At 71.6% G+C, this 25555-nt stretch carries 30 protein-coding genes; 4 read left to right on the top strand and 26 right to left on the bottom strand.

From position 1 onward, the window contains the following. Positions 1 to 197 precede the first annotated feature (197 nt). Positions 198 to 6068 (top strand): ThuA domain-containing protein, encoded by a 5871-nt coding sequence (locus tag OG994_RS28975; protein WP_328851580.1) that lies wholly within the window; start codon positions 198 to 200, stop codon positions 6066 to 6068. A 69-nt stretch (positions 6069 to 6137) separates the two neighbouring features. Beyond that, a complete protein-coding gene (locus tag OG994_RS28970; protein ID WP_328851579.1) occupies positions 6138 to 6674 on the top strand; it encodes a hypothetical protein in 537 nt (178 codons plus the stop codon). A gap of 47 nt (positions 6675 to 6721) precedes the next feature. Here OG994_RS28970 and OG994_RS28965 read toward each other — a convergent pair whose 3' ends face one another. The 4 genes from OG994_RS28965 to OG994_RS28950 form a co-directional block, all read right to left on the bottom strand. After that, positions 6722 to 7666 (bottom strand): aldo/keto reductase, encoded by a 945-nt coding sequence (locus OG994_RS28965; RefSeq protein ID WP_328853820.1) that lies wholly within the window; start codon positions 7664 to 7666, stop codon positions 6722 to 6724. A 59-nt stretch (positions 7667 to 7725) separates the two neighbouring features. After that, complete coding sequence (locus OG994_RS28960; RefSeq protein ID WP_328851578.1) at positions 7726 to 8535, bottom strand: nucleotidyltransferase domain-containing protein; 810 nt, start codon at positions 8533 to 8535, stop codon at positions 7726 to 7728. Then, positions 8520 to 10199 carry an ABC-F family ATP-binding cassette domain-containing protein gene (locus tag OG994_RS28955; protein ID WP_328851577.1) on the bottom strand — a complete coding sequence of 560 codons (1680 nt, stop codon included), beginning with the start codon at positions 10197 to 10199 and terminating at the stop codon, positions 8520 to 8522. The genes OG994_RS28960 and OG994_RS28955 overlap by 16 nt, the downstream gene beginning before the upstream one ends. Before the next feature lie 109 nt (positions 10200 to 10308). Next, positions 10309 to 10914, bottom strand: a complete 606-nt coding sequence (locus tag OG994_RS28950) for a class I SAM-dependent methyltransferase (RefSeq protein ID WP_328851576.1) — start codon at positions 10912 to 10914, stop codon at positions 10309 to 10311. Between the two features lie 160 nt (positions 10915 to 11074). Here OG994_RS28950 and OG994_RS28945 point away from each other — a divergent pair, with 160 nt between their 5' ends. Continuing rightward, complete coding sequence (locus OG994_RS28945; RefSeq protein WP_328851575.1) at positions 11075 to 12286, top strand: hypothetical protein; 1212 nt, start codon at positions 11075 to 11077, stop codon at positions 12284 to 12286. Between the two features lie 82 nt (positions 12287 to 12368). Here OG994_RS28945 and truA read toward each other — a convergent pair whose 3' ends face one another. From truA to OG994_RS28900, 9 genes are all read right to left on the bottom strand, one after another. Further along, positions 12369 to 13199 (bottom strand): tRNA pseudouridine(38-40) synthase TruA, encoded by an 831-nt coding sequence (gene truA, locus OG994_RS28940; RefSeq protein WP_120330637.1) that lies wholly within the window; start codon positions 13197 to 13199, stop codon positions 12369 to 12371. A 67-nt stretch (positions 13200 to 13266) separates the two neighbouring features. Beyond that, positions 13267 to 13836, bottom strand: a complete 570-nt coding sequence (gene rplQ / locus OG994_RS28935) for a 50S ribosomal protein L17 (protein WP_120330638.1) — start codon at positions 13834 to 13836, stop codon at positions 13267 to 13269. Between the two features lie 34 nt (positions 13837 to 13870). Beyond that, positions 13871 to 14893 (bottom strand): DNA-directed RNA polymerase subunit alpha, encoded by a 1023-nt coding sequence (locus tag OG994_RS28930; protein ID WP_111134433.1) that lies wholly within the window; start codon positions 14891 to 14893, stop codon positions 13871 to 13873. A 98-nt stretch (positions 14894 to 14991) separates the two neighbouring features. Continuing rightward, positions 14992 to 15618, bottom strand: coding sequence for a 30S ribosomal protein S4 (gene rpsD, locus OG994_RS28925; RefSeq protein ID WP_120330639.1), 627 nt, complete (start codon positions 15616 to 15618; stop codon positions 14992 to 14994). A gap of 13 nt (positions 15619 to 15631) precedes the next feature. After that, positions 15632 to 16039 carry a 30S ribosomal protein S11 gene (gene rpsK / locus OG994_RS28920; RefSeq protein ID WP_007073011.1) on the bottom strand — a complete coding sequence of 136 codons (408 nt, stop codon included), beginning with the start codon at positions 16037 to 16039 and terminating at the stop codon, positions 15632 to 15634. A gap of 118 nt (positions 16040 to 16157) precedes the next feature. Then, positions 16158 to 16538, bottom strand: a complete 381-nt coding sequence (gene rpsM / locus OG994_RS28915; protein WP_089005226.1) for a 30S ribosomal protein S13 — start codon at positions 16536 to 16538, stop codon at positions 16158 to 16160. 269 nt (positions 16539 to 16807) lie between these two features. Continuing rightward, positions 16808 to 16921 carry a 50S ribosomal protein L36 gene (gene rpmJ / locus OG994_RS28910; RefSeq protein ID WP_046567181.1) on the bottom strand — a complete coding sequence of 38 codons (114 nt, stop codon included), beginning with the start codon at positions 16919 to 16921 and terminating at the stop codon, positions 16808 to 16810. A 92-nt stretch (positions 16922 to 17013) separates the two neighbouring features. Beyond that, entirely contained in the window at positions 17014 to 17235 is a 222-nt protein-coding gene (gene infA / locus OG994_RS28905) for a translation initiation factor IF-1 (protein WP_007073013.1), read from the bottom strand. A gap of 235 nt (positions 17236 to 17470) precedes the next feature. Continuing rightward, positions 17471 to 17980 (bottom strand): DUF1707 SHOCT-like domain-containing protein, encoded by a 510-nt coding sequence (locus tag OG994_RS28900; protein ID WP_328853819.1) that lies wholly within the window; start codon positions 17978 to 17980, stop codon positions 17471 to 17473. A 10-nt stretch (positions 17981 to 17990) separates the two neighbouring features. Here OG994_RS28900 and OG994_RS28895 point away from each other — a divergent pair, with 10 nt between their 5' ends. Continuing rightward, positions 17991 to 18137 (top strand): hypothetical protein, encoded by a 147-nt coding sequence (locus OG994_RS28895; RefSeq protein ID WP_328851574.1) that lies wholly within the window; start codon positions 17991 to 17993, stop codon positions 18135 to 18137. A gap of 49 nt (positions 18138 to 18186) precedes the next feature. Here OG994_RS28895 and map read toward each other — a convergent pair whose 3' ends face one another. The 13 genes from map to rplN all read right to left on the bottom strand — a co-directional run bounded on the left by map (position 18187) and on the right by rplN (position 25508). After that, a complete protein-coding gene (gene map, locus OG994_RS28890; protein WP_120330641.1) occupies positions 18187 to 19038 on the bottom strand; it encodes a type I methionyl aminopeptidase in 852 nt (283 codons plus the stop codon). An 89-nt stretch (positions 19039 to 19127) separates the two neighbouring features. Then, positions 19128 to 19781, bottom strand: a complete 654-nt coding sequence (locus tag OG994_RS28885; protein ID WP_120330642.1) for an adenylate kinase — start codon at positions 19779 to 19781, stop codon at positions 19128 to 19130. Continuing rightward, positions 19782 to 21110 (bottom strand): preprotein translocase subunit SecY, encoded by a 1329-nt coding sequence (gene secY, locus OG994_RS28880; protein WP_120330643.1) that lies wholly within the window; start codon positions 21108 to 21110, stop codon positions 19782 to 19784. A 235-nt stretch (positions 21111 to 21345) separates the two neighbouring features. Continuing rightward, positions 21346 to 21789 (bottom strand): 50S ribosomal protein L15, encoded by a 444-nt coding sequence (gene rplO, locus OG994_RS28875; RefSeq protein WP_120330644.1) that lies wholly within the window; start codon positions 21787 to 21789, stop codon positions 21346 to 21348. Beyond that, positions 21789 to 21971: a 50S ribosomal protein L30 gene (gene rpmD / locus OG994_RS28870; protein ID WP_120330645.1), complete on the bottom strand. Its 183-nt coding sequence runs from the start codon at positions 21969 to 21971 to the stop codon at positions 21789 to 21791. The genes rplO and rpmD overlap by 1 nt, the downstream gene beginning before the upstream one ends. After that, the gene (gene rpsE / locus OG994_RS28865; protein WP_120330646.1) at positions 21971 to 22585 is read right to left on the bottom strand and encodes a 30S ribosomal protein S5; all 615 of its coding nucleotides are present in this window, start codon (positions 22583 to 22585) and stop codon (positions 21971 to 21973) included. Before rpsE ends, rpmD begins: the two co-directional genes overlap by 1 nt. Before the next feature lie 33 nt (positions 22586 to 22618). Then, positions 22619 to 23008: a 50S ribosomal protein L18 gene (rplR, locus tag OG994_RS28860; protein WP_120330647.1), complete on the bottom strand. Its 390-nt coding sequence runs from the start codon at positions 23006 to 23008 to the stop codon at positions 22619 to 22621. Further along, positions 23005 to 23547, bottom strand: a complete 543-nt coding sequence (gene rplF, locus OG994_RS28855) for a 50S ribosomal protein L6 (RefSeq protein ID WP_120330648.1) — start codon at positions 23545 to 23547, stop codon at positions 23005 to 23007. The genes rplR and rplF overlap by 4 nt, the downstream gene beginning before the upstream one ends. A 16-nt stretch (positions 23548 to 23563) precedes the next feature. After that, positions 23564 to 23971: a 30S ribosomal protein S8 gene (rpsH, locus tag OG994_RS28850; RefSeq protein WP_120330649.1), complete on the bottom strand. Its 408-nt coding sequence runs from the start codon at positions 23969 to 23971 to the stop codon at positions 23564 to 23566. A 95-nt stretch (positions 23972 to 24066) separates the two neighbouring features. Continuing rightward, positions 24067 to 24252 (bottom strand): type Z 30S ribosomal protein S14, encoded by a 186-nt coding sequence (locus OG994_RS28845; RefSeq protein ID WP_007073023.1) that lies wholly within the window; start codon positions 24250 to 24252, stop codon positions 24067 to 24069. Position 24253: 1 nt separating this feature from the next. Continuing rightward, complete coding sequence (gene rplE / locus OG994_RS28840; RefSeq protein ID WP_120330650.1) at positions 24254 to 24823, bottom strand: 50S ribosomal protein L5; 570 nt, start codon at positions 24821 to 24823, stop codon at positions 24254 to 24256. Further along, positions 24823 to 25143 (bottom strand): 50S ribosomal protein L24, encoded by a 321-nt coding sequence (rplX, locus tag OG994_RS28835; protein WP_192902245.1) that lies wholly within the window; start codon positions 25141 to 25143, stop codon positions 24823 to 24825. Before rplX ends, rplE begins: the two co-directional genes overlap by 1 nt. Beyond that, positions 25140 to 25508: a 50S ribosomal protein L14 gene (rplN, locus tag OG994_RS28830; protein ID WP_007073026.1), complete on the bottom strand. Its 369-nt coding sequence runs from the start codon at positions 25506 to 25508 to the stop codon at positions 25140 to 25142. The genes rplX and rplN overlap by 4 nt, the downstream gene beginning before the upstream one ends. Positions 25509 to 25555 lie beyond the last annotated feature (47 nt).

The following is a 25555-nucleotide window of genomic DNA, read 5'->3' as shown; positions in this document are numbered from 1 at the left end:
ATTGTCGCCCGCTGTTGCGAAACCGTTACCAGGCGGCATCTTGCCGGACATGCATCTACCGGCATTAATTTGTTCAGCGAATCGACATAAATGCTCGGTGCGGACGCCATGGCCCGGTGCCCGCGTCGATCCATCCGGGACGGTCTTCGGCGAGCCGGCCCCCGCGATCCCCTGTCCACTGAGACACAGGAGGCGGCGTGTCCCGAACTCGTCGTGCCCGCGTACCCGTCACAGCGACCCTGCTCTCCCTCGCCCTCGCATCCACCACCCTCTTCGGCACCCCGGCCGCCGCGCAGGCGGCACCAGCAGCCGCGCAGGCCGCACCGGTCGGCGGCCCGGCACCGCAGGCAGCCGCGCAAGAAGCGGCGACCCTGGTGACCCAGGCCCTACCCCAGGCGGCGCCCGCCGCCGACGAGCCCTTCTCGGTGCTGGTCTTCTCGAAGACCGCCGGGTTCCGGCACGACTCGATCCCCACCGGCATCGCGGCGATCCAGGCGCTCGGCGCGGAGCACGGCTTCACCGTCGACACCACCGAGGACGGCGGCGCGTTCACCGACGCCAACCTCGCGAAGTACCAGGCGGTGATCTGGCTCTCGACCACCGGCGACGTCCTCGACGGCGAGCAGCAGGCGGCGTTCGAGCGCTACATCCAGGGCGGTGGCGGCTACGTCGGCATCCACGCGGCCTCGGACACCGAGTACAGCTGGGCGTGGTACGGCGACCTGGTCGGCGCGTACTTCGCCAGCCACCCGGCGAACCAGCAGGCCACGGTCAAGGTGGAGGACCACGCCCACCCGGCCACCGCCCACCTGCCGGAGCGCTGGTCGCGCTTCGACGAGTGGTACAACTACCAGTCCAACCCGCGCCCCGACGTCCACGTCCTGGCCAGCCTGGACGAGACCAGCTACTCCCCCGGCGCCGGCGCGATGGGCGCCGACCACCCGATCGCCTGGTGCCACGACTTCGAGGGCGGCCGTTCCTGGTACACCGGCGGCGGGCACACCCGGGAGTCGTACGCGGAGCCGGAGTTCCTGGCCCACCTGCTCGGCGGCATCCGGACGGCGGCCGGCGTCGCCGACGCCGACTGCGGCGCCTCGCTGACCGCGAGCTTCGAGAAGGTCACCCTCGACAGCAACACCAGCAACCCGATGGAGCTGGACGTCGCACCGGACGGGCGCGTCTTCTACATCGAGCGCGACGGCCGGGTGCAGATCGTCAAGCCGGACACCGGCAACACGGTGACCGCCGTCGACCTGGACGTCTTCACCGGCAACGAGGACGGCCTCATCGGCATCCGGCTCGACCCGGACTTCGCCACGAACAACTGGGTCTACCTCTACTACGCCCCCAACGACGGCATCGCCCGCAACCTGCTGTCCCGTTTCACGGTCACCGGTGACACCATCGACCCGGCGAGCGAGAAGCAGGTCCTGCGGGTCGACACGCAGCGCAACACCTGCTGCCACGCCGGCGGGAGCATGGCCTTCGACTCGGCGGGCAACCTCTACCTGGCCACCGGCGACAACACCAACCCGTTCGAGTCGGACGCGTTCACCCCGATCGACGAGCGGCCGGGCCGGGCCGACTACGACGCGCAGCGCACCTCCGGAAACACCAACGACCTGCGCGGCAAGGTGCTGCGGATCCACCCGGAGGACGACGGGACGTACACGGTGCCGGAGGGCAACCTCTTCGCCCCGGGCACCGCGAAGACCCGGCCGGAGATCTACGCCATGGGCTTCCGCAACCCGTTCCGGATCGGAATCGACCCGGCCACGGACACCCTCTACGTCGCCGACTACGGTCCGGACGCCAGCGCCGCGAACCCCAACCGGGGCCCCGAGGGGACCGTGGAGTGGAACATCGTCGCCACGCCCGGCAACTACGGCTGGCCGTACTGCACCGGGGCGAACTACGCCTACAACGACTACCAGTTCCCGTCCGGCCCGAGCGGCGCGAAGTTCGACTGCGCGGCGCCCGTGAACGACTCGCCCAACAACACCGGCCTGACCCAGCTCCCGCCAGCCATCCCCGCCACCGTCGACTACGACTACAGCGGCAACCCCCGCTTCCCGGAGATCGGTGGCGGCGGCGCGCCGATGGGCGGCCCGGTCTACCGGTACGACCCGGAACTCGACTCCGACCGGAAGTGGCCGGCGTACTACGACGGCAAGGCGCTGTTCGGCGAGTGGAACCAGTCGAAGATGTACACGATGCAGCTCACCGGCGACGGCAAGAGCCTCGTGGACATCAACCAGATCCTCACCGGGATGACCATGCTCCGGCCGATGGACTTCGAGTTCGGCCCGGACGGAGCGCTCTACCTCATCGAGTGGGGCAGCGGCTTCGGCGGCAACAACGACAACTCCGGCGTCTACCGCATCGACTACATCGCCGGTGACCGCGCGCCCATCGCGGTGGCCAGCGGTGAGCCGACCTCCGGCCCGGCGCCGCTGACGGTCGCCTTCTCCAGCGCCGGTTCCCGTGACCCGGACGGCGGCACGCTCACCTACGCCTGGGCGTTCGGCGACGGGCAGACCTCCACGGAGGCGAACCCGACGCACACGTACGCCGAAGCCGGGACGTACACCGCGCAGCTCACCGTCACCAACCCGAAGGGGCGTACGGCGGTGGCCAACGTGCCGGTCACCGTGGGCAACACCGCCCCGACCGTGAAAATCGAGTTCCCGCCGGACGGCGGCTTCTTCGACTGGGGCGACCAGGTCCGCTACACGGTGACGGTGACCGATCCAGAGGACGGCGAGATCGACTGCGACCGGGTACGCCTCCAGGTGCTGCTCGGCCACGACGAGCACGCCCACCCGCTGGAGCAGCACACCGGCTGCACGGGCATCGTCCAGACGTCGCTGGCCTCCGGCCACGGCGCCGAGGCGAACGTCTTCGCCGTCTTCGAGGCGACCTACACCGACCTGGGCGGCGCCGAGGGCGCCGGGCCGCTCACCGGCCGCGCCATCGAGCAGCTCCAGCCCAAGCGCAAGCAGGCCGAGTACTTCACGGCCACCGGCCGGGCGCCGGGCAGCACCGGCGGCGGTGACCCGGGCGTGCAGCGCGAGACCACCGGCGACACCGCCGGCGGCGGCCAGAACATCGGCTTCATCGAGGACGGCGACTGGTGGTCGCTCACCCCGGCGGACCTCACCAACATCACCTCGATCCGGTTCCGGGTCGCGTCGGCCACCAGCGGCGGCCGCATCGACGTCCGGGCCGGCGCTGTCGACGGGCCGCTGGTCGCGCAGGCCACCGTGCCCGGCACCGGCGCCTGGCAGACGTACACGGACGTGACCGCCCCGGTCACCGGCCCCGCCTCCGGCACCCTGTACTTCGTGGCGAAGGACCCGGGCGGCGGCGCGGGGTCGCTGCTCAACGTCAACTGGATGGACTTCCTCGGTCGGGGCGTCACCGAGAACGCACCGCCGGCGGTCAGCGCCACCGCCACCCCGACCACCGGCACCGCGCCGCTCACCGTCGCGTTCGACGGCACGGCCACCGACGCCGAGGGGGACACCCCGCTGACGTACGCGTGGGACTTCGGCGACGGCGGCAGCGCGGACACCCTGGACGCGCAGCACACCTACACCAGCCCGGGCACGTTCACGGCGACGCTCACGGTGACCGACAGCCGGGGCGCCCGGTCGTACACCACCGTGCCGGTGCGGGTGGAGGCCCCGAACACGTCCTGCTTCGGGGCGCGCTCGGACGACTTCACCGGCACCAGCCTCGACCGCGCCCGCTGGAGCGTCGTCCGCGAGACCCAGCAGCTCGCGGTCTCCGGCGGCGCGCTGCGGCTGCCCACCGCGGTGGGCGACCTCTACGGCGGCCGCAACGACGCCACCAACCTGGTGCTCCAGCCCGCGCCGAGCGGGGCCTGGCAGGTGACCACCCGGGTCACCCTGCCGGTGACGGCCGACTACCAGCAGGCCGGCCTGCTGGTGTACGGGGACGACGAGAACTACGCCAAGCTGGACCTGCTCCACTCGGGCGGCCGGCGGGTCGAGTTCATCCGGGAGACCGCGGGCACCCCGCGCAACGAGGCGGCCGACAGCGTCGCCGCCCCGGCCGGTGACACCCTCTACCTGCGGGTCACCAGCGACGGGACGAACCTGACCGCGGCCGTCTCGGCCGACGGGCAGACCTTCACCCCGGTCGGCCGGGCCGCCGCGCTCGCCGGCATCGCCAACCCGCGGGTCGGGCTGTTCGCGCTCAACGGCGGCACGGCCGCTCCGGTGGTCGAGGCGGCGTTCGACTGGTTCCAGGTGTCGCCGGACGAGCCGGCCGAGCCGGTCGACCCGTCGGACGAGTTCACCGGCGACACGCTCGACAAGTGCCGCTGGGACGCCGTCCTCCGCGAGGACCCGACGGGCTACCGGGTGACCGGCGGCGCGCTGCGGATCGACGTGCCGAACGGCGACATCTACGGCTCCGGCAACTCCGGGCCGGCGAACTTCATCCTCCAGACCGCGCCCTCCGGCGACTGGACCCTGGAGACGAAGGTCGACGGCAGCCAACTGAACGAGCAGTACCAGCAGGCCGGTCTCATGGTGCACGCCGACGACGACAACTACCTGAAGTTCGACTACATCGTGGACAACCAGCCCGGCCAGCCGGTGACGCGGCGGATCGAGTTCCGCAGCGAGATCGGCGGGGCGGTGCAGAACCCGCAACCCGAGGCCGCGAACCTGACCGGCTCGGTGTGGCACCTGCGGCTGGCCCGCAGCGGTGACACGTTCACCGCGTCGTACTCGGCGGACGGGACGACCTGGACGGCGCTGACGGCGCTCACCAACAGCGCGGTCGGCGCCACCCCCAAGGTCGGTCTGTTCACCCTCGGCGCCAACCAGACCGCGTCGAAGACCGCCGTGTTCGACTACTTCCGGCTCACCACCGAGGCGGCCGACAAGACCGCACCGGTGACCGAGGCCAGCGTCTCGGGCACCCCGACCGAGGGGTGGCACACCGGGCCGGTGACCGTCACCCTCACCGCCACCGACGAGGACGGCGGCAGCGGCGTGGCCGGCACCGAGTACCAGCTCGACGGGGCGGACACCTGGACCGCGTACACCGGGCCGGTGCCGGTCAGCGGCGACGGCGAGCACGAGCTGCGGTTCCGCTCGACCGACCAGGCGGGCAACGTGGAGCCGACGCGGACCGTGTCCGTGAAGATCGATGCCACGGCGCCGGTCACCACGGCGACGTTCGCCCCGGCGAACGACGAGGGCTGGCACGACGGGACCGTCCCGGTCGTGCTGACCTCGACCGACGCCGCCTCCGGGGTGAAGACGGTCGAGTGGTCGCTCGACGGCGGCGCCTGGACGCCGTACGCCGGGCCGGTCGAGGTGAGCGGGGACGGCGAGCACGAGCTGCTGTTCCGGGCCACCGACAAGGCGGGCAACGCCGAGACGCTCAAGTCGGCGGTGCTGCGCATCGACGGCACGAAGCCGACGCTGCTGGTCTCCGGCCTCGCCGACGGCCAGCTGTACGGCGACAGCCAGGACGTGCGGGTGTCGTGGCAGGCCGTCGACCCGACCTCGGGCATCGCCTCGGTGGTCGGCGACCTGGACGGCCGGCCGTACGCCAGCGGCACGTTGCAGGCCATGTACGAGCTGCCGCTCGGCCTGCACGAGCTGACCGTCACGGCCACCGACAAGGCCGGCAACCGGACCACGGCGGAGGTGCGCTTCTTCGTCACCACCTCGTTCCGCGACATGCAGAACCTGCTGGACCGGTTCAAGGCGACGGGACGGCTCTCGGCCACCGCGCACAAGCAGCTGAAGGCGAAGCTCGACGCGGCGCGCAAGGCCGAGGCGGCCGGCAACGACGACAAGGCGGTCAAGCAGCTCACCGCCTTCCGGGAGCTCGCCGCCGACGCCACCCTGGTGGCCGAGGCGGAGATCCGGGACGTCCTGGTCCGGGACGCCGACGCCATGATCGTCCGGCTGGGCGGCACGGCCAGCAAGGCCGGCGTACTGGCCAACGATGGCGAACCGGTGGCCGGCGCGGGCCGGCTCGGGGGCGACCCCACCCGGCTCGCGCCGGGTCGCCGGCTCTGACAACCGGTGCGGTCCCGTCCCGACGCGGGGCGCCGGGACGGGACCGCACCACCCCGTGAGGAGGCGTCCGTGACGCGTACCCGGAAGGGCCTGGCCGCTCTGCTCGCCGGGCTGGCCCTCGTCCTGTTCTCCGCGGCCCCGGCCGCGGCCCACACCGGCAAGCTCAAGCTCACCGTGGCCGGCGACGGCGCCGACGGCGTCACCGTGCAGGCCACGTACGCCGACGGGCACCGGCTGGACAAGCTGGTGCGGCTGGTCCTCACCGCCACCGGGCCGGACGGGCAGCGGGTCGGCCCGCTCCAGCTCGAACCGGCCGCGGAGGGCCAGGGCTTCTACGCCACCGGCCCGGTCCTCTCCCCCGGCCGCTGGCAGGTGACGGTCAGCGCACCGGCCCCGCACCGGGGCGAGGCCACCGCCCAGGTGCAGGCCCGCGCCGCACAGTCCCCACCGGCCGCCGCACCCGTCGCGGTGACCGCGCCCACGGACGGACGGTCCGCCGGGCGCGGGGCGGGCACCGGCTGGTGGCCGCTCGCCCTGGTCGGTCTGCTGCTCGCCGCCACGGTGGTGGCGCTGGCCCTGGTGTCGGTCCGCCGCCGACCCGGCTGACGATCCGGTGCGGTCGGGGTGACCGCTCACCCCGACCGCCCGGGTGGTCAGAGGATCACGCGCAGCGCGTCCAGGTCCTCGTCGGTGGGCTGCCACGCGCCCGCCTCGGCGTTGGCGCGCACCTGCTCGGGCGTGGTCGCCCCGGCGATGACCGAGGTGACCGCCGGCTGGGCGGCGAGCCCGCCGATGGCCACCTGGAGCATGCTGAGCCCCCGCTCGTCCGCGTACCGGCCGATCGCCTCGATCACGTCCCAGTTCGCGGCGGCGAGCCGCTCGGCGTACCGGCCGCCGCCGGCGAGCCGGCTCCCCGCGGGCGGCGCCTCGCCCCGCCGGTACTTCCCGGTGAGCAGTCCGTTGGCCAGCGGGAAGAACGGCAGCAGCCCCAGGCCGAAGCGCTCGCACGCGGGGACCACCTCGGCCTCGACGTCCCGGTGCACCAGGCTGTAGTGGTTCTGGGCGCTGATGAAGCGGGACCGCCCGTTCGACGAGGCCACCCAGTCGGCGTCGGCGATCTGCCAGCCGGAGAAGTTCGAGTTGCCCAGGTACCGCACCTTGCCGGAACGGACCAGGTCGTCCAGGGCGGCGAGGGTCTCGTCGATCGGGGTGCCCGGGTCGGGCTCGTGCATCTGGTACAGGTCGATGTAATCGGTGCCGAGCCGACGCAGGGACGCCTCCACGGCCCGCATGACGTAGCGCCGGGCGCCGCGGGCGCCGAAGTCCGGACCGTTGAGGCCGTGCATGTCCATGCCGAACTTGGTGGCCACCACGACGTCGTCCCGGCGGCCCTTGAGCGCCTCGCCGAGCATCTGCTCCGAGCTGCCCTGCGGATCGCCGTAGATGTCCGCCGTGTCGAAGAAGTTGATCCCGACGTCCAGCGCGGCGTCCACCACGGCCCGGGTGCCGTCGAAATCGAGCTTGCGGCCGAAGTTGTTGCAGCCGATGCCGACCACGGACACCACGAGCCCGGAGTCGCCCAGCCGGCGGTAGGTCATCTCAGTCACGAGATGAACCCTATGCCCACGCCCTCCGGCGCATCCGCGTGATCCGCCACTCAGCCGAGCACCTCGGCGCAGAGCCGGCGGGCGGCGTCGACCGTGGCGGCCAGGTCGTCCGGCGTACGCCCCACGGCGGCGAGCAGGGCCTGCGCCCGGGACGCGAAGCCGGGCGGCGAACCGGGCAGCCGCCCCGCCGACTCGACCATGCCCTTCTCGTTGACCAGCCACCGCCCGGCCCGCCCGTGCAGGGCGTGGACGAGCACCCCGACCGCGCGGAAGAGGCAGCCCGCGACGTAGGCGGCGTCCCCCGAGGCGGCACCCTTCGCCGCCGCCTCGACGAGGAAGCCCGCCTCCCAGCCGCCGGCGACCAGCGCGGCACCGAGCGCCGGCGGGTACGCCGACGTCTCCTCCCGCAGCGCCGTCAGCTCGCCGGTCGGGTCGGCCAGCACGTGGCACAGGGCCACCTCACCCGCGTAGGCGTGGGAGTAGAAGCCGAGCGGGTGGCCGGCCTGCACGCCCACCTCGTACCGGCCGGCGCGGCAGTCGGCCCAGATCCGGCGTACCCGGTCGAGGTCGCGGTAGATCCAGTCGACGGCCGTCCCGCCGACCCGCAGCCAGCCGCCGCCGTCGACCCACGGCCCCCAGCCGCCGGGCGGCGTCAGCTCCGTCTCCTGGTCGGCGACCGTGGCGGCGACCGCACGCAGCCCCGCCACGTCGAGTTCGCCCCGGTAGTAGAGGCCGAGATCCCAGTCGGAGTCCGGCCGGTGGGTGCCACGCGCCCGGCTGCCGCCCAGGGCCACGGCCACCACGCCGTCGACCGCGCAGAGCCGTTCGGCCAGCTCGGCCGGGTTCACTTCACGTCCCACACCGGCTCCGCGGTCTCGACCACCTCACCGTCGCCCCGGAACAGCACGAACCGGTCGAAGGTGCGGGTGAACCACCGGTCGTGGGTCACGGCGACGACCGTCCCCTCGAACGCGTTCAGGCCGGCCTCCAGCGCCTCCGCGCTGGCCAGGTCGAGGTTGTCGGTGGGCTCGTCGAGGAGCAGCAGCGTGGCGCCGGAGAGTTCCAGCAGCAGCACCAGGAACCGCGCCTGCTGCCCGCCGGAGAGGGTGCCGAACCGCTGGTCGCCCTGCCCGGCCAGTTCGTACCGGGACAACGCCGCCATGGCCGCGTGCCGGTCCATCCCCGCCCGGTGCGCGTCGCCGCGCCAGAGGATCTCGACGAGCGTCCGCTCCACCAGCTCCGGCCGGTCGTGGGTCTGCGAGAAGTGCCCCGGGCGCACCCGGGCGCCGAGCCGGGCCACCCCGTCGTGTGCCACGGGCGCCAGCGCCGACCCGCCGTCGACCGGCCCGTTGGCCGGGTCGGGATCGGTGCCGCCGCGCGCCAGCAGCCGCAGGAAGTGCGACTTGCCGGTGCCGTTCGCGCCGAGCACGGCCACCCGGTCGCCGTACCAGATCTCCAGGTCGAACGGGTAGGTCAGGCCGTCGAGTTCCAGCTGTTCGCAGATCACCGCGCGCTTGCCGGTCCGCCCGCCGGTCAGGCGCATCCGGATGTCCTGCTCCTTCGGGGGTACGGGCGGCGGCCCGGCCTCCTCGAACTTGCGCAGCCGGGTCTGCGCCGCCTGGTAGCGCGACGCCATCCCGTCGTTGTACGCGGCCTTCTGCTTGTACATGAGCACCAGCTCGCGCAGCTTCTGGTGCTCCTCGTCCCAGCGCCGGCGCAGCTCGTCGAGACGGGCGTGGCGGGCCACCCGCGCCTCGTGCCAGCTCGCGAAGCCGCCGGGATGCACCCAGGCGCTGCCGCCCTCCACGGCGACCACCCGGTCGGCGGTCTGCGCGAGCAGTTCCCGGTCGTGCGAGACGTACAGCACCGACTTGGCCGACTCGCGCAGCCGCCCCTCCAGCCAGCGCTTGCCCGGCACGTCGAGGAAGTTGTCCGGCTCGTCGAGCAGCAGCACCTCGTCCGGGCCCCGGAGCAGCAGTTCCAGGGCGAAGCGCTTCTGCTGGCCGCCGGACAGTGTCCGCACCGGACGGTCGCGGGCGGCGTCCCAGGGAAGGTCGAGCACGATGGTGGCCACCGTGTCGAAGAGCACCTCGGCGTCGTACCCGCCGACCTCGCCCCAGGCGGCGAGCGCGTCCGCGTACGCCAGCTGCGCCTTGCTCGCGGCGGTGCTGTACTTGCCGCGCACCTCGGCCGCCCGCATGGCGGCCTCGGTCTCGGCGAGGCGCCGGCCGGCCGCCCGCAGCGCGGGCGGGGCGAGTGAGAGCGCCAGGTCGGCGAGGGTGGACTCGTCCCCGATCATGCCGATGAACTGCCGCATGACGCCGAGCCCGCCGGTACGCGCGACGGTGCCCGTCACCACCGGCAGGTCGCCCGCGACCATCCGCAGCAGGGTGGTCTTGCCGGCGCCGTTCGGCCCCACGAGTGCCACCTTGGCGCCCTCGCCGACCCGGAACGACACGTCGGCGAACAGTTCCCGGCCGTCGGGCAGGGTGTGCCCGACCCCTGCCACGTCCACGTAACCCACGCCGGGATCCTGCCTCAGGCCCCGGCCGGCGGTACATCCAATTACCGGCCGAGCCACCACCGGCGGAGGCGGCGCACGCGGCGCCGCGGCCGGCGGGCGGCACGCGGTGTCACCGACCGACGCGCAGGACGCGGTAGCCCTTCTGGCTGGCGTGCCGCTCGACCTGCCAGCCCTCGTCGACGAGCCAGCGGTGCAGCGAGTCGCCGCCGAGGTGGCGCGCGACGACCAGCCAGGCGACGCCGTCCGGTGCGAGCCGCGGCAGCCAGCGCCGCAGCAGCTCGTGCAGCTCGTCCTTGCCGATCCGGATGGGTGGGTTCGACCAGAGCTGGGCGAAGCGGACCTCGTCCGGCACCTCGTCCGGGGCGCGGACGCGGATCCGGTCCCCCGCGCCGATCCGCTCGGCGTTGGCGGCCGCGAGTTCACGGGCCCGCTCGTTGACGTCGACGGCCCAGACGGTGGCCGACGGCGCCGTGCTGGCCAGCACGCAGCTGATCGGGCCGAAGCCGCAGCCGAGGTCGAGCAGGTCGCCGGTCGTACCGGCGGCGGGCAGCTCGGCCTTGCGCAGCAGCACGGCGGTGCCCGGGTCGAGCCGGTCGGCCGAGAACACACCGCTGGCCGAGGCGAGCGTGTAGTCGCGGCCGGCGACGGTGAACTCGACCTCCCGCCGCCGGGCGGTGGTCGCGGGTTCCGCGGTGAAGTAGTGCTCGCCGGTCACGCCGGCAATTCTCGCACCCGGCCACTTCGCCGCCGGCGGCGCTCGCGTGCCCGTCACGATCCGGCGCGGTGAGGCGTTGTGAGGGTGACCCGACACCCCCCGACGCCACAATTTCCCATTATTCCCACCTAAAGGGACAATCACTCCTACCCTGGGCGGCATGGTGTATCGGTACGAGTTCGATGAGGACGCTTTCGTGGACCACCCGGAGGGTGCGTCCGACCCCGTGCTCGGTGCCGGTCCGCCACCGCCGGCCGGGCCGTCCCCGTCCCGCTTCCCCACCCCGTCGCTGCCCCGCGCGACCCGGAGGACACTGCCGCCCGAACCCGAGCCGGCGCAGATCGAGCCCCCGGCCCAGATCGAACCCCCGGCCCAGGTCGAGCCCCCGGCGCAGGTCGAGCCCCCGGCCCAGGTCGAGCCTCCGGTCCGCGCCGAGGCCCCGGCGCCCGTACGGGCCGAGGCTCCCCCTCCGCCGCCCGTACGGGCGGAGGCGCCGCCACCACCGCCCACCTCCCAGGTCTACGTCTCGGCGCCGCCGGCGCCCGAGCCGCCCGCGGCCGTGCCGGCGCCCCGCTCCGGCGGTGGCCGGCTCTGGCAGGTCCTGATCGGCGGCGCAGCCGTGCTCGTGCTGCTCGCGCTCTGCGGCCTCGGTGCCGCCGCGCTGCTCGTCGACCGCACACCCGACCCGCAGCCCGGCCCGAGCCAGCAGGCCGGCGCCGAGCCATCCGCCGGCGTCGAGCAGGAGGAGGCGGAGCACCTCGACTCCCGCGACACCGACCAGGCGCCGCTGACCGCCAAGGAGATCTTCGCCGGCAAGGAACTGGTGGTCGAGGACGGCCGGCCCGCCTACGAGGTGCTCAAGACGCAGTCCAGCGGCAGCTGCGCGGTCGCCGCCACGGACGAGGTCGCCGACCTGCTGGTCCGGCTCGGCTGCAACCAGGTCGTCCGCGGCACGCTCCGCAGCCCCGACGGCGACCACCTGGTCACCACCGGCTTGTTCAACCTCACCGACCGGGCCAGCGCGGAACGCGCCCGGGACCGCATCCGGCAGCTGCTCGACGAGCGGCAGGGACGCTTCCGCGGCCTCGCGGCCGGTGAGGGCACCGAGGCCATCGCGACCGCCCCCGCCCGGGTGGGCTGGCAGGTGCGAGGCCACTACCTGGCGTACGCGCTCGTCGTCCGCACCGACGGGGAGACCATCAAGTCCGGCGACCCGGCCGTACGGGAGATCCTCTTCGACACGATCGAGCTGCACCTCAACCGGACGGTGCTGGAACGGCGTGCCGACGGCGGCATCGCGAACCAGCCCACCACCGAGCCGTCGGACAGCACCGGCGCGCAGGACGGCGAGAGCGAACCGTCGGGCGACTGACCCGAGACCCCGGCGGTCCGGCGGGTGCGTGCTCCTCGCGGCACGCACCCGTCGCCGTTCGTACGGGCTGCCGCCGCGGGCGTCATGCCTCGGCGGGGACGCGCAGGCGGCGCGTGAGTTCGGCGCGGCGGGCGTACTCGGCGGGGTCGTCCGGGTAGCCGACGGCCACGAGGGTGAGACCGTGCGCGGGCGCCACGGTGACCTCGCCCGAGCGTTCGCGGCGGCGGAGCAGGCCGGCGGGCCAGTCGGCCGGGCGACGGCCCTCGCCGACGGCCAGCATCGCGCCCACGAGGCTGCGGACCATCGCCTGGCAGAACGCGTCGGCCTGGACGGTGGCGACCAGCACGCCGTCGGGGTCGCGCCGCCAGTCCAGCCGGGTCACCTCCCGCAGGGTGGTGGCGTTCTCCTTGCGCCGGCAGTACGCCGCGAAGTCGTGCTCGCCCACCAGCCCCGCCGCCGCCGCGTTGAGCGCGTCGAGGTCGAGCGGGCGCGGCCAGGCCAGGATCTCGTGCCGGCGCAGCGGTTCGGCGCCGTACGGGGCGTCGGTCACCCGGTACTCGTAACGGCGGAAGGTGGCCGAGAAGCGGGCGTCGAACTGCGCCGGCACCTCGGTGACGGCCCGGACCCGCACGTCGCCGGGGAGCAGCCGGGACAGCCGGCGCAGGAGGCTCCCCTCCCGCTCCCGCCAGAGCGCGGTCGGCAGGTCGACGTGGCAGACCTGCCCGGTGGCGTGCACGCCGGCGTCGGTACGGCCCGCCACGGTCAGCCCGGTCGCGGAGCCGGCGCCGAGCAGGAGGTCGAGCGCCTCGACGAGCACGCCGGCGACCGTGCGCCGGTCCGGCTGGGGCGCCCAGCCGGAGAAGTCAGTCCCGTCGTACGACACGTCCAGCCGCAGCCGGGTGCGCTCGTCCACCCCGTACCTCCCGTCACGAAGCGGGCCCGACACCCACGAGGGGTGCCGGGCCCGGCAAAGCCCGAGATCAGGCCTTGTTCTCGTTGTTCTCCTCGGTGGCGAGGTCGCTGTCCTCGCGCGCCTCGGCGGTGTCGCCGGACGCCGAGACCGGCGGCTCGGAGTCCTGGTCGGACGACTCGGACCGCGGAGTCTCCTCCTCGGGCGCGAGCGCCTCGACCTTGTCCTGCTGAGCGGCCTTGCGGGCGGCGGTCTTCCTGTTCGCCTTCGGCTCGGCGACCTGAAGCTCCTCGACCAGCTCGATGATCGCCATCGGCGCGGCGTCGCCCTTGCGCGGCCCGGTCTTCACGATCCGGGTGTAGCCACCGTTGCGGTTGGCGTACCGCGGCGCGATCTGGTCGAACAGGGTGTAGACCACGTCCTTGTCCTTGACGACGGCGAGCACCCGACGCCGGGAGGCCAGGTCACCGCGCTTGGCCTTGGTGATCAGCTGCTCCGCGAGCGGGCGCAGCCGCCGGGCCTTGGTCTCGGTGGTCTGGATCTTGCCGTGCTGGAACAGCGACGTGGCCAGGTTGGCCAGCATCAACCGCTCGTGCGCCGGGCTGCCGCCGAGGCGGGGACCCTTGGTGGGCGTGGGCATTCTCGGTGCTCCTCAGATGTGGCGGCAGCGCGACTTAGAGCTGCTCGGTCTCGCGGTAGTCGTCGGTGTCGTAGTCGGCCTCGCCGAAGGCGTCCACGACGTGCGCCGGGTCGAAGTTCGGGGCCGAGTCCTTCAGCCCCAGACCCATCCCGGCGAGCTTCATCTTGACCTCGTCGATCGACTTCTGACCGAAGTTGCGGATGTCGAGGAGGTCGGCCTCGGTACGCCCGATGAGCTCACCAACGGTGTTGATGCCCTCGCGCTTGAGGCAGTTGTACGAGCGGACGGTCAGGTCCAGCTCCTCGATCGGCAGGGCCAGGTCGGCCGCCAGCTGGGCGTCCTGCGGCGACGGGCCGATGTCGATGCCCTCCGCCGTCTCGTCCAGCTCGCGGGCCAGCCCGAAGAGCTCCACCAGCGTCGACCCGGCCGAGGCCAGCGCGGTACGCGGGCCCATCGACGGCTTGGTCTCGACGTCGATGATGAGCCGGTCGAAGTCGGTGCGCTGCTCGACACGGGTCGCCTCGACGCGGTAGGTGACCTTGAGGACCGGCGAGTAGATCGAGTCGACCGGGATCCGGCCGATCTCGGCGCCGGCCTGCTTGTTCTGCGCGGCCGTGACGTAGCCCCGGCCCCGCTCGACGGTCAGCTCCATGTCGAGCCGGCCCTTGCCGTTGAGGGTGGCGAGCTTCAGGTCCGGGTTGTGCACCGAGACGCCGGCCGGCGGCTGGATGTCCCCCGCCGTCACGTCGCCCGGGCCCTGCTTGCGCAGGTACATGCTGACCGGCTCGTCGTGCTCGGAGCTGACGCACAGCTCCTTGATGTTCATGACGAGCTCGACCACGTCCTCCTTGACCCCGGGGATCGTGGTGAACTCGTGCAGCACACCGTCGATCTTGATCGAGGTCACGGCCGCGCCCGGGATCGACGACAGCAGCGTACGCCGCAGCGAGTTGCCCAGGGTGTAGCCGAAGCCCGGCTCCAGCGGCTCGATGGTGAACCGGGAGCGCGTCTCGTTGATCGACTCCTCGGAGAGGGTCGGTCGCTGGCTGATGAGCATGTCTTCTCTTCTCTTCCGGGGCGCCCGCCATATGACGCCCACGACACAAACTGTTCCGGTGGCCCGCCCCGGCCAGGGCGGGCCACCGCAACGAGCCCTTACTTGGAGTAGAGCTCGACGATCAGCTGCTCCTGGACCTGGGTGTCGATCACCTGGCGGCTCGGGAGCGAGTGCACGAGGATCTTCATCTGGCTCGGGATGGCCTCCAGCCACGCCGGGACGCTGCGCGAGCCCGCCTCGGCCTGGGCCACCAGGAACGGGGTGAGCTCCTTGCTCTTGGCCCGAACCTCGATGATGTCGTGCTCCTTGACGCGGTACGACGGGATGTCGACCTTCTTGCCGTTCACGGTGAAGTGACCGTGCTTGACCAGCTGACGGGCCATGTCCCGGGACTTGGCGTAGCCGGCCCGGTAGACCACGTTGTCCAGCCGCGACTCGAGGATCTGCAGGAGGACCTCACCGGTCTTCGCCTGCTTGGCCACGGCCTCCTCGTAGTAACCGCGGAACTGCTTCTCCAGCACGCCGTACACGCGGCGGGCCTTCTGCTTCTCACGGAGCTGGAGCAGGTACTCCGTCTCCTTCGTGCGGCCGCGGCCGTGCTGCCCGGGCGGGAACGGCCGGGACTCGAACGGGCACTTCGGGCCGTCGCACTTGCTGCCCTTGAGGAACAGCTTCATCTTCTCCCGCCGGCAACGGCGGCAGTCAGCACCGGTGTAACGAGCCATCTCTCTCTACCTCTCAGACCCGGCGACGCTTCGGCGGACGGCACCCGTTGTGCGGCTGCGGCGTGACGTCGGAGATCTGGCCGACCTCCAGGCCGACGGCCTGCAGCGAACGGATGGCGGTCTCCCGGCCGGAGCCGGGGCCCTTGACGAACACGTCGACCTTGCGCATGCCGTGCTCCATCGCCCGGCGCGCGGCGGCCTCGGCGGCCAGCTGCGCGGCGAACGGGGTCGACTTGCGCGAGCCCTTGAAGCCCACCTGGCCCGCGGAGGCCCAGGAGATGACCGCACCGGTCGGGTCCGTGATGGACACGATGGTGTTGTTGAAGGTGCTCTTGATGTGCGCCTGCCCGTGGGCGACGTTCTTGCGTTCCTTGCGCCGGACCTTCTTGACGGCGGCTCCGGCACGAGCCTTCGGTGGCATAAGTCTTGTGCGCTCCTGTTTCGGTTCTCGATCGGGTTCCGGCCCCCCGTCCGCGGGCGACGCCCCGGGCCGGGGCCCGCCTCACCTGGACGGCGACGAGCCGGACTTCCGTGGGGAACTACTTCTTGCCGGGCTTCTTCTTGCCGGCGACGGTCCGCTTCGGGCCCTTGCGGGTGCGGGCGTTGGTACGCGTCCGCTGGCCACGCACGGGCAGGCCCCGGCGGTGCCGGATACCGGCGTAGCAGCCGATCTCGACCTTGCGGCGGATGTCCGCGGCGACCTCGCGGCGCAGGTCACCTTCAACCTTGTAGTTGGCCTCGATGTGGTCCCGGAGCTGCACGAGCTCCTCGTCCGTGAGGTCCCGGGCGCGCTTGTCCGGCGAGATGCCGGTGGCGGCGAGCGTCTCCAGGGCGCGGGTACGGCCCACGCCGAAGATGTAGGTGAGCGCGATCTCCATCCGCTTGTCGCGGGGGAGGTCGACGCCGACTAGACGTGCCATGTGCGGGCGTGCTCCTCGTGATGTTGGCGGAGGTCTGGCCCGCCCCCACCCCGCTCCGGCCCTCTCCTGACTCCGGCGCGATCCGCGCCGGCGACCGGGAGACGGCCGCTGCCCGAGCGGGCCCCGGCCTCCGACCGGGGGTCGGCCACGAAGGAGTACGCCTGGCGCGTACCGCTCGCGGCTGGGACGAGCATGTGTCGTGTGTGTGTTGTCCGGATCTGCGGCCCGGGCCGGTCCTCACCGGCCGCTTGCGCGGCCGGGCGAGGGGTTCAGCCCTGACGCTGCTTGTGGCGCGGGTCGCTGCAGATGACGATGACCCGGCCGTGCCGGCGGATCACCTGGCACTTGTTGCAGATCCTCTTGACGCTCGGCTTGACCTTCACGGTTGCCTTACTTCCCATCAGGCCCGGTGACGCGCCACGCGCGACCTCGGACGTCGAAGACGGACACGGGGACGTCCCGGCCGTCGTCAGGCTTACTTGTAGCGGTAGACGATGCGCCCGCGGGTCAGGTCGTACGGCGAGAGTTCGACGACGACCCGATCCTCCGGCAGGATGCGGATGTAGTGCTGCCGCATCTTGCCGCTGATGTGAGCCAGCACCTTGTGGCCGTTCGCGAGCTCCACGCGGAACATGGCGTTCGGCAGGGGCTCGATGACCCGACCTTCGATCTCGATGGCTCCGTCTTTTTTCGGCATGTCCTCCGCTGTCCTGACGTCGGTTGCTCCGGACGGCCCACAACGTCTTACACGGGTGAACTGATCGAAATCAGGTAGCCCGCGCCAGCCGCGGCTCCCGCTCCCATCGAAGCGCGGATGGGCATGCAGGAGTGGACGCTGTGCGCCGATCTGAAAGTGTACGCCCGCACGCACGCCGTCGCCAAACCGGCCACCAGCGGTTCCGCGGACGGATGACGTTTCCCGGCTCGATCCGCTACCGGCGGCGCCGCTTCCGCCCCTCCGCCCGCCGCCGCGGCTCCCCGCCGGCGGCGCCGCTGATCGTCCGGGCGAGCAGGACCACGCCCCACGGCCCGGCCACCCAGCCCGGCCAGAAGTAGAGCAGGTCACGGGACATCAGGGACGTGACGGCCCAGATCCCCACGAGGATCGGCACCACCCGGAGGTACGGCAGCCACACCTGCGCGAGCCAGCCGGTCGCCGGACCGGCCCCGGCCGGCTGCGCCGCCGGCCCGGCTGCGGCGGGTTGCGTCGCCGGCGCCGCGCCCGGGGGCACGGCCACCCCCGACCCGGCCGGAGGCGTCACCGGCGGCAGGTCGGTGAGCAGGCCGTCCAGGTCGGCGTACGTCCGGGCGGCGTACGCCCGCTGCAGCCGCTCGTCGTACTCGTGCAGGTCCAGCCGGCCCTCGTCGAGCGCGGCCCGCAGTCGTTCGGCCACCGCCTGACGGTCCGCGTCGGCGGCCCGCATCCCCTCCCGCCCCTCCATGCCCGCCAGCATGCCACCACCACACCAGCATCAGGAGCCCCGGAAGGCCCGGGTGCGGCAGCCGGGCGGCCCGGTGCGGCTGCTGGGCGGCCCGGTGCGGCTGCTGGGCGGCCCGGTGCGGCCGCCGGACCGCCGTTCTGGCGTGATCGTCTACTGAACGCGCGCAGCGCCGTCGGTCGACCGGGACCGAGCGAGGAGGGCGGGCGTCAGGGGGCCGGGGTGTCGGCGGGCTGGCGGGCGGTGACCAGGTCGCCGAGACGCGCCCGGCCGCCGTCCTCGGCGGTCAGCACCCACACCCCGTCGGGGAGCAGCGCCATCGTGTGCTCGACGTGGGCCGCCACCGACCCGTCACGGGTCACCACCGTCCAGCCGTCGGCCAGTTCGGCGGTACGCGGCGAGCCCATGGTGATCATCGGCTCGATGGCCAGCGCCATCCCGGTCACCAGGCGGGGACCCTTGCCCGGCCGCCCGTGGTTCAGCACGTGCGGGTCCTGGTGCATCTCGGTGCCGATCCCGTGCCCGCCGTAGCCGTCGACGATCCCGTAGCGCCCGGCGCGGCGCACCGCGTCCTCCACGGCGTGGGAGATGTCGGTGAGCCGTCCACGGCCGCTGGCCGCCCCGCGGGCCGCCGCGGCGATGCCGGCCCACATCGCGTCCTCGGCCACCGCGGCCATCTTGAGCAGCGCCGGGTCGACGTCACCGACCCCGACGGTGATCGCGGCGTCGCCGTGCCACCCGTCGAGGATCGCACCGCAGTCGATCGAGATGAGGTCGCCCTCCCGGAGCACCTGCGTCGGCGCCGGGATCGCGTGCACGACCTGCTCGTTGACAGACGAGCAGATCGACGCCGGGTACCCGTGGTAGCCCTTGAACGACGGTGTGGCGCCCGCCTCGCGGATGGTCGACTCGGCGATGGCGTCCAGGTCGGCCGTGCTGACCCCCGGGGCGACAGCCTCCCGCATCCGACGCAGCGCCTCGGCGACCACCAAGCCGGCGGCGCGCATCTTCTCGATCTGCTCGGGGGTCTTCAGCTGGATATCCAGCTGGGGACGACGCATGAAGCCGTTACCTTTCCTTGCCGACACAGCGGGGCACGCCGAACGTACCCCGCTGTGCGCACTCTATCCGCCGGTGAGCCGGCGTGACCTCAGCCGCCGTACGACCGCAGGGCGTCGATGGCGCGGACCGTGACGTCCTCCACCGGGCCCGTGGCGTCGATGCCGACGAGCTTGCCCTGGGCGCCGTAGTAGTCCACGAGCGGCGCCGTCTTCTCGGCGTACTCCCGCAGGCGGGTGGCGATCGTCTCGGGCTTGTCGTCGTCGCGCTGGAACAGCTCGGCGCCGCACCGGTCGCAGATGCCTTCCCGGGTGGGGGCGTCGAACTCGACGTGCCAGATCTTGCCGCACCCCCGGCAGGTACGCCGGCCGGAGAGCCGCCGGATCACCTCGTCGTCGTCGACCACCAGTTCGAGCACCACGTCGAGCGCGGTGCCCAGGTCGGCCAGGAGCTTGTCCAGTGCGGCGGCCTGCGGCGTGGTCCGGGGGAAGCCGTCGAGCAGGAACCCCTCGCTGGCGTCCGGCTCGGCGAGCCGGTCCCGGACCATGTTGATGGTGACCTCGTCCGGCACGAGTTCGCCGGCGTCCATGTACCGCTTCGCCTCGATGCCCAGCGGGGTGCCCTGCGAGACGTTCGACCGGAAGATGTCGCCGGTCGAGATCTTCGGCACCGCGAGGTGCGCGGCGATGAACTCGGCCTGCGTGCCCTTGCCCGCGCCCGGCGGGCCAACCAAGACGAGTCTCATCTACCGCAGGAACCCTTCGTAGTTCCGCTGCATCAGTTGGCTCTCGATCTGCTTCACGGTCTCCAGACCCACGCCGACCATGATCAGCACTGCGGTGCCGCCGAACGGGAAGTTCTGGTACTGCTGGTTGTCCAGCCAGATGAAGAAGAAGTTCGGCAGGATCGAGATGATGCCCAGGTAGAGCGCGCCCGGAAGGGTGATCCGGCTGAGGATGAAGTCCAGGTAGTCGGCGGTCGGCTTGCCGGGGCGGATACCCGGGACGAACCCGCCGTACTTCTTCATGTTGTCCGCGACCTCGGTCGGGTTGAACGTGATCGAGACGTAGAAGTACGTGAAGAAGATGATCAGCAGGAAGTAGACCGAGATGTAGATCGGGCTGTCGGGCGCCACCAGGTTGTTCTGGATCCACGCCTGCGTCTTGCCCGGGTTGGTCTGGTCGAAGAACTGCAGGGCGAGCTGCGGCAGGTAGAGCAGCGACGAGCCGAAGATGACCGGGATGACACCCGCCTGGTTGACCTTCAGCGGGATGTAGGTCGAGGTGCCGCCGTACATCCGCCGGCCGATCATGCGCTTGGCGTACTGCACCGGGATCCGGCGCTGCGCCTGCTCGATGAACGTGACGGCGGTGATGACGACCAGCACCAGGGCGATCACGAGGAAGAACTTCCACCAGCCCTGGCTGGTCTTGATCTGCCAGCCCTCGCTGGGGAGGCGGGCGGCGATCGAGGTGAAGATCAGGACGGACATGCCGTTGCCGACGCCGCGGTCGGTGATCAGCTCGCCGAGCCACATGACCACGCCGGTGCCGGCGGTCATCGTCATCACGAGGATGCTGAGGGTCAGCCAGTCCGGGATGCCCGTGCCCTCGGGGATGATCGGGAACTGGTCGCAGCGGTTCTGGAAGAGCTGCCCGGAGCGGGCCAGCGCCACGAACGCCGAGGCCTGGAGGACACCGAGGCCCAGGGTCAGGTAGCGCGTGTACTGCGTGATCTTCGCCTGGCCGGCCTGGCCCTCCTTGCGGAGCTGCTCGAGCCGCGGGATCACCACGGTCAGCAGCTGCAGGATGATCGACGCGGTGATGTAGGGCATGATGCCCAGCGCGAAGACCGAGAGCTGGAGCAGCGCCCCGCCGGAGAACAGGTTGAGCAGGTTCAGCACACCCGTGGTGTCGCCCTGGAGGGTGTCGAGGCACTTCTGGACGTTGCCGTACGACACTCCGGGGCTGGGCAGGGTGGCGCCGAGCCGGTAGATCGCGATGATGCCGACTGTGAACAGCAGCTTCTTGCGCAGGTCAGGCGTACGGAACGCACTGAGAAAGGCGGACAGCAACTTCTTCCTCCTGCGCGAGGCGGGCCGCCGGTGGGTCCCTGGCGGGTCGGGGTGGGCGTCGGGCCAGTGCCCGATATCCATGGCTGGGAAGGGACTCTAACAGCCCGATCCCGGTCCGGGCAGACGTGCCCGGCTACATAAATCGATTCCGATGTTACTGGGTGCACACGTCCCAGGTAGACCATGGCGCCCGCCAGTTGCTCACAACTGGACGGGCGCCATGGGTCTGCTCCTCTTACAGCTCGGTGACCGAGCCACCGGCGGCGGTGATCTTCTCCTTGGCCGACGCGCTGAACGCGTGCGCCGACACCTGGAGGGTCACCCCACCGAGGTCCCCGGTGCCGAGAACCTTGACCGGCTGGCCCTTGCGGACCGCGCCGGCCTCGGCCAGCTCCAGCGGACCGACCTGGCCGCCGTTCGGGAAGAGCTCGGCGAGCCGGTCCAGGTTGACCACCTGGTAGGTCACCTTGAACTTGTTCTTGAAGCCCTTCAGCTTCGGCAGGCGCATGTGGATGGGCATCTGCCCACCCTCGAACGCCGCCGAGATGTTCTTCCGGGCCTTCGAACCCTTGGTACCGCGACCGGCGGTCTTGCCCTTGGAGCCCTCACCGCGACCCACCCGGGTCTTGGCGGTCTTGGCCCCCGGCGCCGGGCGCAGGTGGTGGACCTTGATCGTCATTACTCGACCTCCTCGACCTTCACGAGGTGGCTCACGGTGAAGATCATGCCGCGGATCTCCGGCCGGTCCTCCTTGACCACCACGTCGTTGATCCGCTTGAGACCGAGCGACCGCAGCGAGTCACGCTGGTTCTGCTTCGTCCCGATCTCGGACCGGACCTGGGTGACCTTCAGGCGCGCCATCAGGAAGCCACCCCCGCCCGCGACGCCAGCATCCCGGCCGGCGCGACGTCCTCGACCGGCAGGCCACGGCGGGCGGCCACGGCCTCCGGCGACTCCAGCGACTTCAACGCCGCCACGGTGGCGTGGACGATGTTGATCGGGTTCGACGAGCCGAGGCTCTTGGAGAGCACGTCGTGGATGCCCGCGCACTCCAGCACGGCACGCACCGGGCCACCGGCGATGACACCCGTACCGGCCGAGGCCGGCTTGAGCAGCACGACGCCGGCGGCGTCCTCGCCCTGGACCGGGTGCGGGATCGACTGGCCGATCCGCGGCACCTTGAAGAAGTGCTTCTTGGCCTCCTCGACACCCTTGGCGATCGCCGCGGGCACCTCCTTGGCCTTTCCGTAGCCCACGCCGACCGTGCCGTCGCCGTCGCCCACGATCACCAGGGCGGTGAAGCTGAAGCGACGACCACCCTTCACGACCTTGGCGACGCGGTTGATCGCGACGACCCGCTCGAGGTGCGGGGTCTTCTCGACGGGCGCGTTTCCGCGGCCGCCCTCACGGCGGTTGTCGCGGCGACCACCCTCGTTGCCACCGGACCCGCCGCCACGGCGCTGTTGACCTGGCATCAGCAGCCTTCCTTCTCTCTCGTGACGGGGTTACTAGAACTCGAGCCCGGCTTCGCGGGCGGCGTCGGCAAGCGCGGCGACCCGCCCCGCGTACCGGTTGCCACCGCGGTCGAAGACGACCCTGGAGATGCCGGCGGCCTTGGCCCGCTCGGCGAGCAGCGCGCCCACCTTGCCGGCGAGGGCGCTCTTGTCGCCCTCGGCACCGCGCAGCGACGCCTCCATGGTCGACGCCGACACCAGGGTGTGGCCCTGGGTGTCGTCGACGATCTGGGCGACGATGTGCCGGAGCGAACGGGTGACGACCAGGCGCGGGCGCTGGGGCGTGCCGTTGACGCGCTTGCGGACCCGGAAGTGCCGACGCGCACGCCCGACGGCGCGCTTGGCGGCGACGCCGCGGCGGCGCTTGAGCAGCGTGGCGGTCACTTCTTACCTGCCTTTCCAGCCTTGCGGCGGATGACCTCGCCCTGGTACTTGATGCCCTTGCCCTTGTAGGGCTCCGGCGGGCGGATCTTCCGGATGTTGGCGGCGAGCTCGCCGACCTGCTGCTTGTCGATGCCGGCGATGTGGAACAGCGTCGGACGCTCCACCGTGAAGGTGATGCCCTCCGGCGCGGCCACCGTGACCGGGTGCGAGAAGCCGAGGGCGAACTCGAGGTCCTTGCCCTTGGCGGTGACCCGGTAACCGGTGCCGGAGATCTCCAGGCTCTTCCGGTAGCCCTCGGTAACGCCGACGATCATGTTGGCGACCAGGGTCCGGCTGAGGCCGTGCAGCTCCTTGGACCTGCGCTCGTCGTTCGGTCGGTTGACGGTCAGCTGGCCGTCCTCGCCCCGCTCGATGGTGATCGGGTCGGCCAGGGTGTGCGACAGCTCGCCCTTCGGGCCCTTGACCTTGATGGTCCGGCCGTCGATCGTGATGTCGACGCCGGCTGGCACCGGGATCGACTTACGTCCAATACGCGACATTTCTACCTGTCTCCCGTTACCAGACGAAGGCGAGGACTTCCCCGCCAACGCTCCGCTTGCGGGCCTGCCGGTCGGTGAGCAGCCCCTGGGACGTCGAAATGATCGCCACGCCCAGCCCGCCGAGCACCCTGGGGAGCTCACCCGACTTGGCGTACACCCGCAGCCCGGGCTTGGACACCCGCTTGATCCCGGCCAGGCTCCGCTCCCGGTTCTGGCCGTACTTCAGCTCGACGACCAGTCGCTTGCCGACGGCGCCCTCCTCGGGCTCCTCGACCGACCAGGAGGCGATGTAGCCCTCGGACTTCAGGACCTCGGCGATGTTCGCCTTGATCTTGGAGTAGGGCATCGTCACCCGGTCGTGGTACGCCTGGTTGGCGTTACGCAGACGCGTGAGCATGTCTGCGATCGGGTCGGTCATCGTCATGGATTTCGTCAACCTTTCTCGCCGGGGTTCCCGCGGTCGGCCGCAGGCCTACGGCGAAGAGACAGTGCAGCTGACGCGCGGAGCGCGCCGGGCTATTACCAGGAAGCCTTGGACACGCCGGGCAGCTCACCGCGGTGGGCCATCTCCCGGATGCACACCCGGCAGAGACCGAACTTGCGGTAGACCGCCTTCGGACGCCCGCACCGCTGGCAGCGGGTGTACGCGCGAACCGAGAACTTCGGCTTCGCGGCCGCCTTCAGGATCAGCGCCTTCTTGGCCATCTCAGTTCTCCTTGAACGGGAAGCCCAGGAGCTTGAGCAGCGCCCGGCCCTCGTCGTCGGTCGTGGCGGTGGTGACCACCGTGATGTCCATGCCCCGCTGGCGATCGATCTTGTCCTGGTCGATCTCGTGGAACACCGACTGCTCGGTCAGCCCGAACGTGTAGTTGCCGTGCCCGTCGAGCTTGCGCCCGTCCAGACCGCGGAAGTCACGGATACGCGGCAGCGCGATGGACAGCAGCCGGTCCAGGAACTCCCACATGCGGTCGCCGCGCAGGGTCACCTTCGCGCCGATCGGCATGCCCTCGCGGAGCTTGAACTGCGCGATGGACTTGCTCGCCCGCCGCACCTGCGGCTTCTGGCCGGTGATGGTGGCCAGGTCGCGCACGGCGCCGTCGATCAGCTTGGCGTCGCGGGCGGCCTCGCCGACACCCATGTTGACGACGATCTTGACCAGGCGCGGCACCTGCATCGGGTTGCCGTAGTTGTACTGCTCGCGCAGCTGGGCCACGATCTCGTTGCGGTACCGCTCCTTGAGGCGCGGCATGGTCTTGGTTTCGGTAGCCGTGGTCATCAGAGGTCCTTACCGGTGCTACGCGCGATGCGGACCTTCTGGCCGTTGTCGTCGATCCGGTAACCGACGCGGGTCGGCTTGCCGTCGGAGTCCAGGACCATCACGTTCGAGACGTGGATCGGGGCCTCCTGGGTGACGATGCCACCGGTCTTGGCGCCGCGCTGGGTGGTGCTGATGCGGGTGTGCTTCTTGACCCGGTTCACGCCCTCGACCAGGACCTTGTTCTGCCGCGGGTAGGCCGCGATGACCTTGCCCTTGGCGCCCTTGTCCTTGCCGGCGATGACGACGACCGTGTCGCCCTTCTTGACCTTCACGGTCACAACACCTCCGGCGCGAGGGAAATGATCTTCATGAACCGCTTGTCCCGCAGCTCCCGACCGACCGGGCCGAAGATACGGGTACCGCGCGGGTCCCCGCCGTCCTTGATGATGACGGCGGCGTTCTCGTCGAAGCGGATGTACGACCCGTCCGGGCGCCGCTTCTCCTTGGCGGTGCGAACGACGACGGCCTTGACGACGTCGCCCTTCTTCACACCGGCACCCGGGATCGCGTCCTTGACGGTGGCCACGATGACGTCGCCGATGCTCGCGTAGCGCCGACCGGAGCCACCGAGAACCCGGATGCACAGGATCTCCCGAGCACCCGTGTTGTCGGCGACGCGCAGTCGCGACTCCTGCTGAATCACGTCTATCTCCTATGTCTGCCGGTTCTCCGGCCGCCGTGGCGGCCGGA

Source organism: Micromonospora globbae (assembly GCF_036184225.1).
Classification (GTDB): domain Bacteria; phylum Actinomycetota; class Actinomycetes; order Mycobacteriales; family Micromonosporaceae; genus Micromonospora; species Micromonospora globbae.
The sequence above is the reverse complement of the archived record's forward strand: the minus strand, read 5'-3'. Positions and strand labels throughout refer to the sequence as shown.

Excerpts from the sequence above, each read along its gene's own strand:
- OG994_RS28965 (WP_328853820.1), bottom strand. The coding sequence starts at position 7,666 with ATGACCTACCGCCGGCTGGGCGACTCCGGGCTCGTGGTGTCCGTGGTC.
- OG994_RS28945 (WP_328851575.1), top strand. The coding sequence starts at position 11,075 with ATGGTGTATCGGTACGAGTTCGATGAGGACGCTTTCGTGGACCACCCG.
- rplQ (WP_120330638.1), bottom strand. The coding sequence starts at position 13,836 with ATGCCCACGCCCACCAAGGGTCCCCGCCTCGGCGGCAGCCCGGCGCAC.
- OG994_RS28930 (WP_111134433.1), bottom strand. The coding sequence starts at position 14,893 with ATGCTCATCAGCCAGCGACCGACCCTCTCCGAGGAGTCGATCAACGAG.
- rpsD (WP_120330639.1), bottom strand. The coding sequence starts at position 15,618 with ATGGCTCGTTACACCGGTGCTGACTGCCGCCGTTGCCGGCGGGAGAAG.
- rpsK (WP_007073011.1), bottom strand. The coding sequence starts at position 16,039 with ATGCCACCGAAGGCTCGTGCCGGAGCCGCCGTCAAGAAGGTCCGGCGC.
- rpsM (WP_089005226.1), bottom strand. The coding sequence starts at position 16,538 with ATGGCACGTCTAGTCGGCGTCGACCTCCCCCGCGACAAGCGGATGGAG.
- infA (WP_007073013.1), bottom strand. The coding sequence starts at position 17,235 with ATGCCGAAAAAAGACGGAGCCATCGAGATCGAAGGTCGGGTCATCGAG.
- OG994_RS28900 (WP_328853819.1), bottom strand. The coding sequence starts at position 17,980 with ATGGAGGGGCGGGAGGGGATGCGGGCCGCCGACGCGGACCGTCAGGCG.
- OG994_RS28895 (WP_328851574.1), top strand. The coding sequence starts at position 17,991 with ATGCCACCACCACACCAGCATCAGGAGCCCCGGAAGGCCCGGGTGCGG.
- map (WP_120330641.1), bottom strand. The coding sequence starts at position 19,038 with ATGCGTCGTCCCCAGCTGGATATCCAGCTGAAGACCCCCGAGCAGATC.
- OG994_RS28885 (WP_120330642.1), bottom strand. The coding sequence starts at position 19,781 with ATGAGACTCGTCTTGGTTGGCCCGCCGGGCGCGGGCAAGGGCACGCAG.
- rplO (WP_120330644.1), bottom strand. The coding sequence starts at position 21,789 with ATGACGATCAAGGTCCACCACCTGCGCCCGGCGCCGGGGGCCAAGACC.
- rpmD (WP_120330645.1), bottom strand. The coding sequence starts at position 21,971 with ATGGCGCGCCTGAAGGTCACCCAGGTCCGGTCCGAGATCGGGACGAAG.
- rpsE (WP_120330646.1), bottom strand. The coding sequence starts at position 22,585 with ATGCCAGGTCAACAGCGCCGTGGCGGCGGGTCCGGTGGCAACGAGGGT.
- rplF (WP_120330648.1), bottom strand. The coding sequence starts at position 23,547 with ATGTCGCGTATTGGACGTAAGTCGATCCCGGTGCCAGCCGGCGTCGAC.
- rpsH (WP_120330649.1), bottom strand. The coding sequence starts at position 23,971 with ATGACGATGACCGACCCGATCGCAGACATGCTCACGCGTCTGCGTAAC.
- OG994_RS28845 (WP_007073023.1), bottom strand. The coding sequence starts at position 24,252 with ATGGCCAAGAAGGCGCTGATCCTGAAGGCGGCCGCGAAGCCGAAGTTC.
- rplE (WP_120330650.1), bottom strand. The coding sequence starts at position 24,823 with ATGACCACGGCTACCGAAACCAAGACCATGCCGCGCCTCAAGGAGCGG.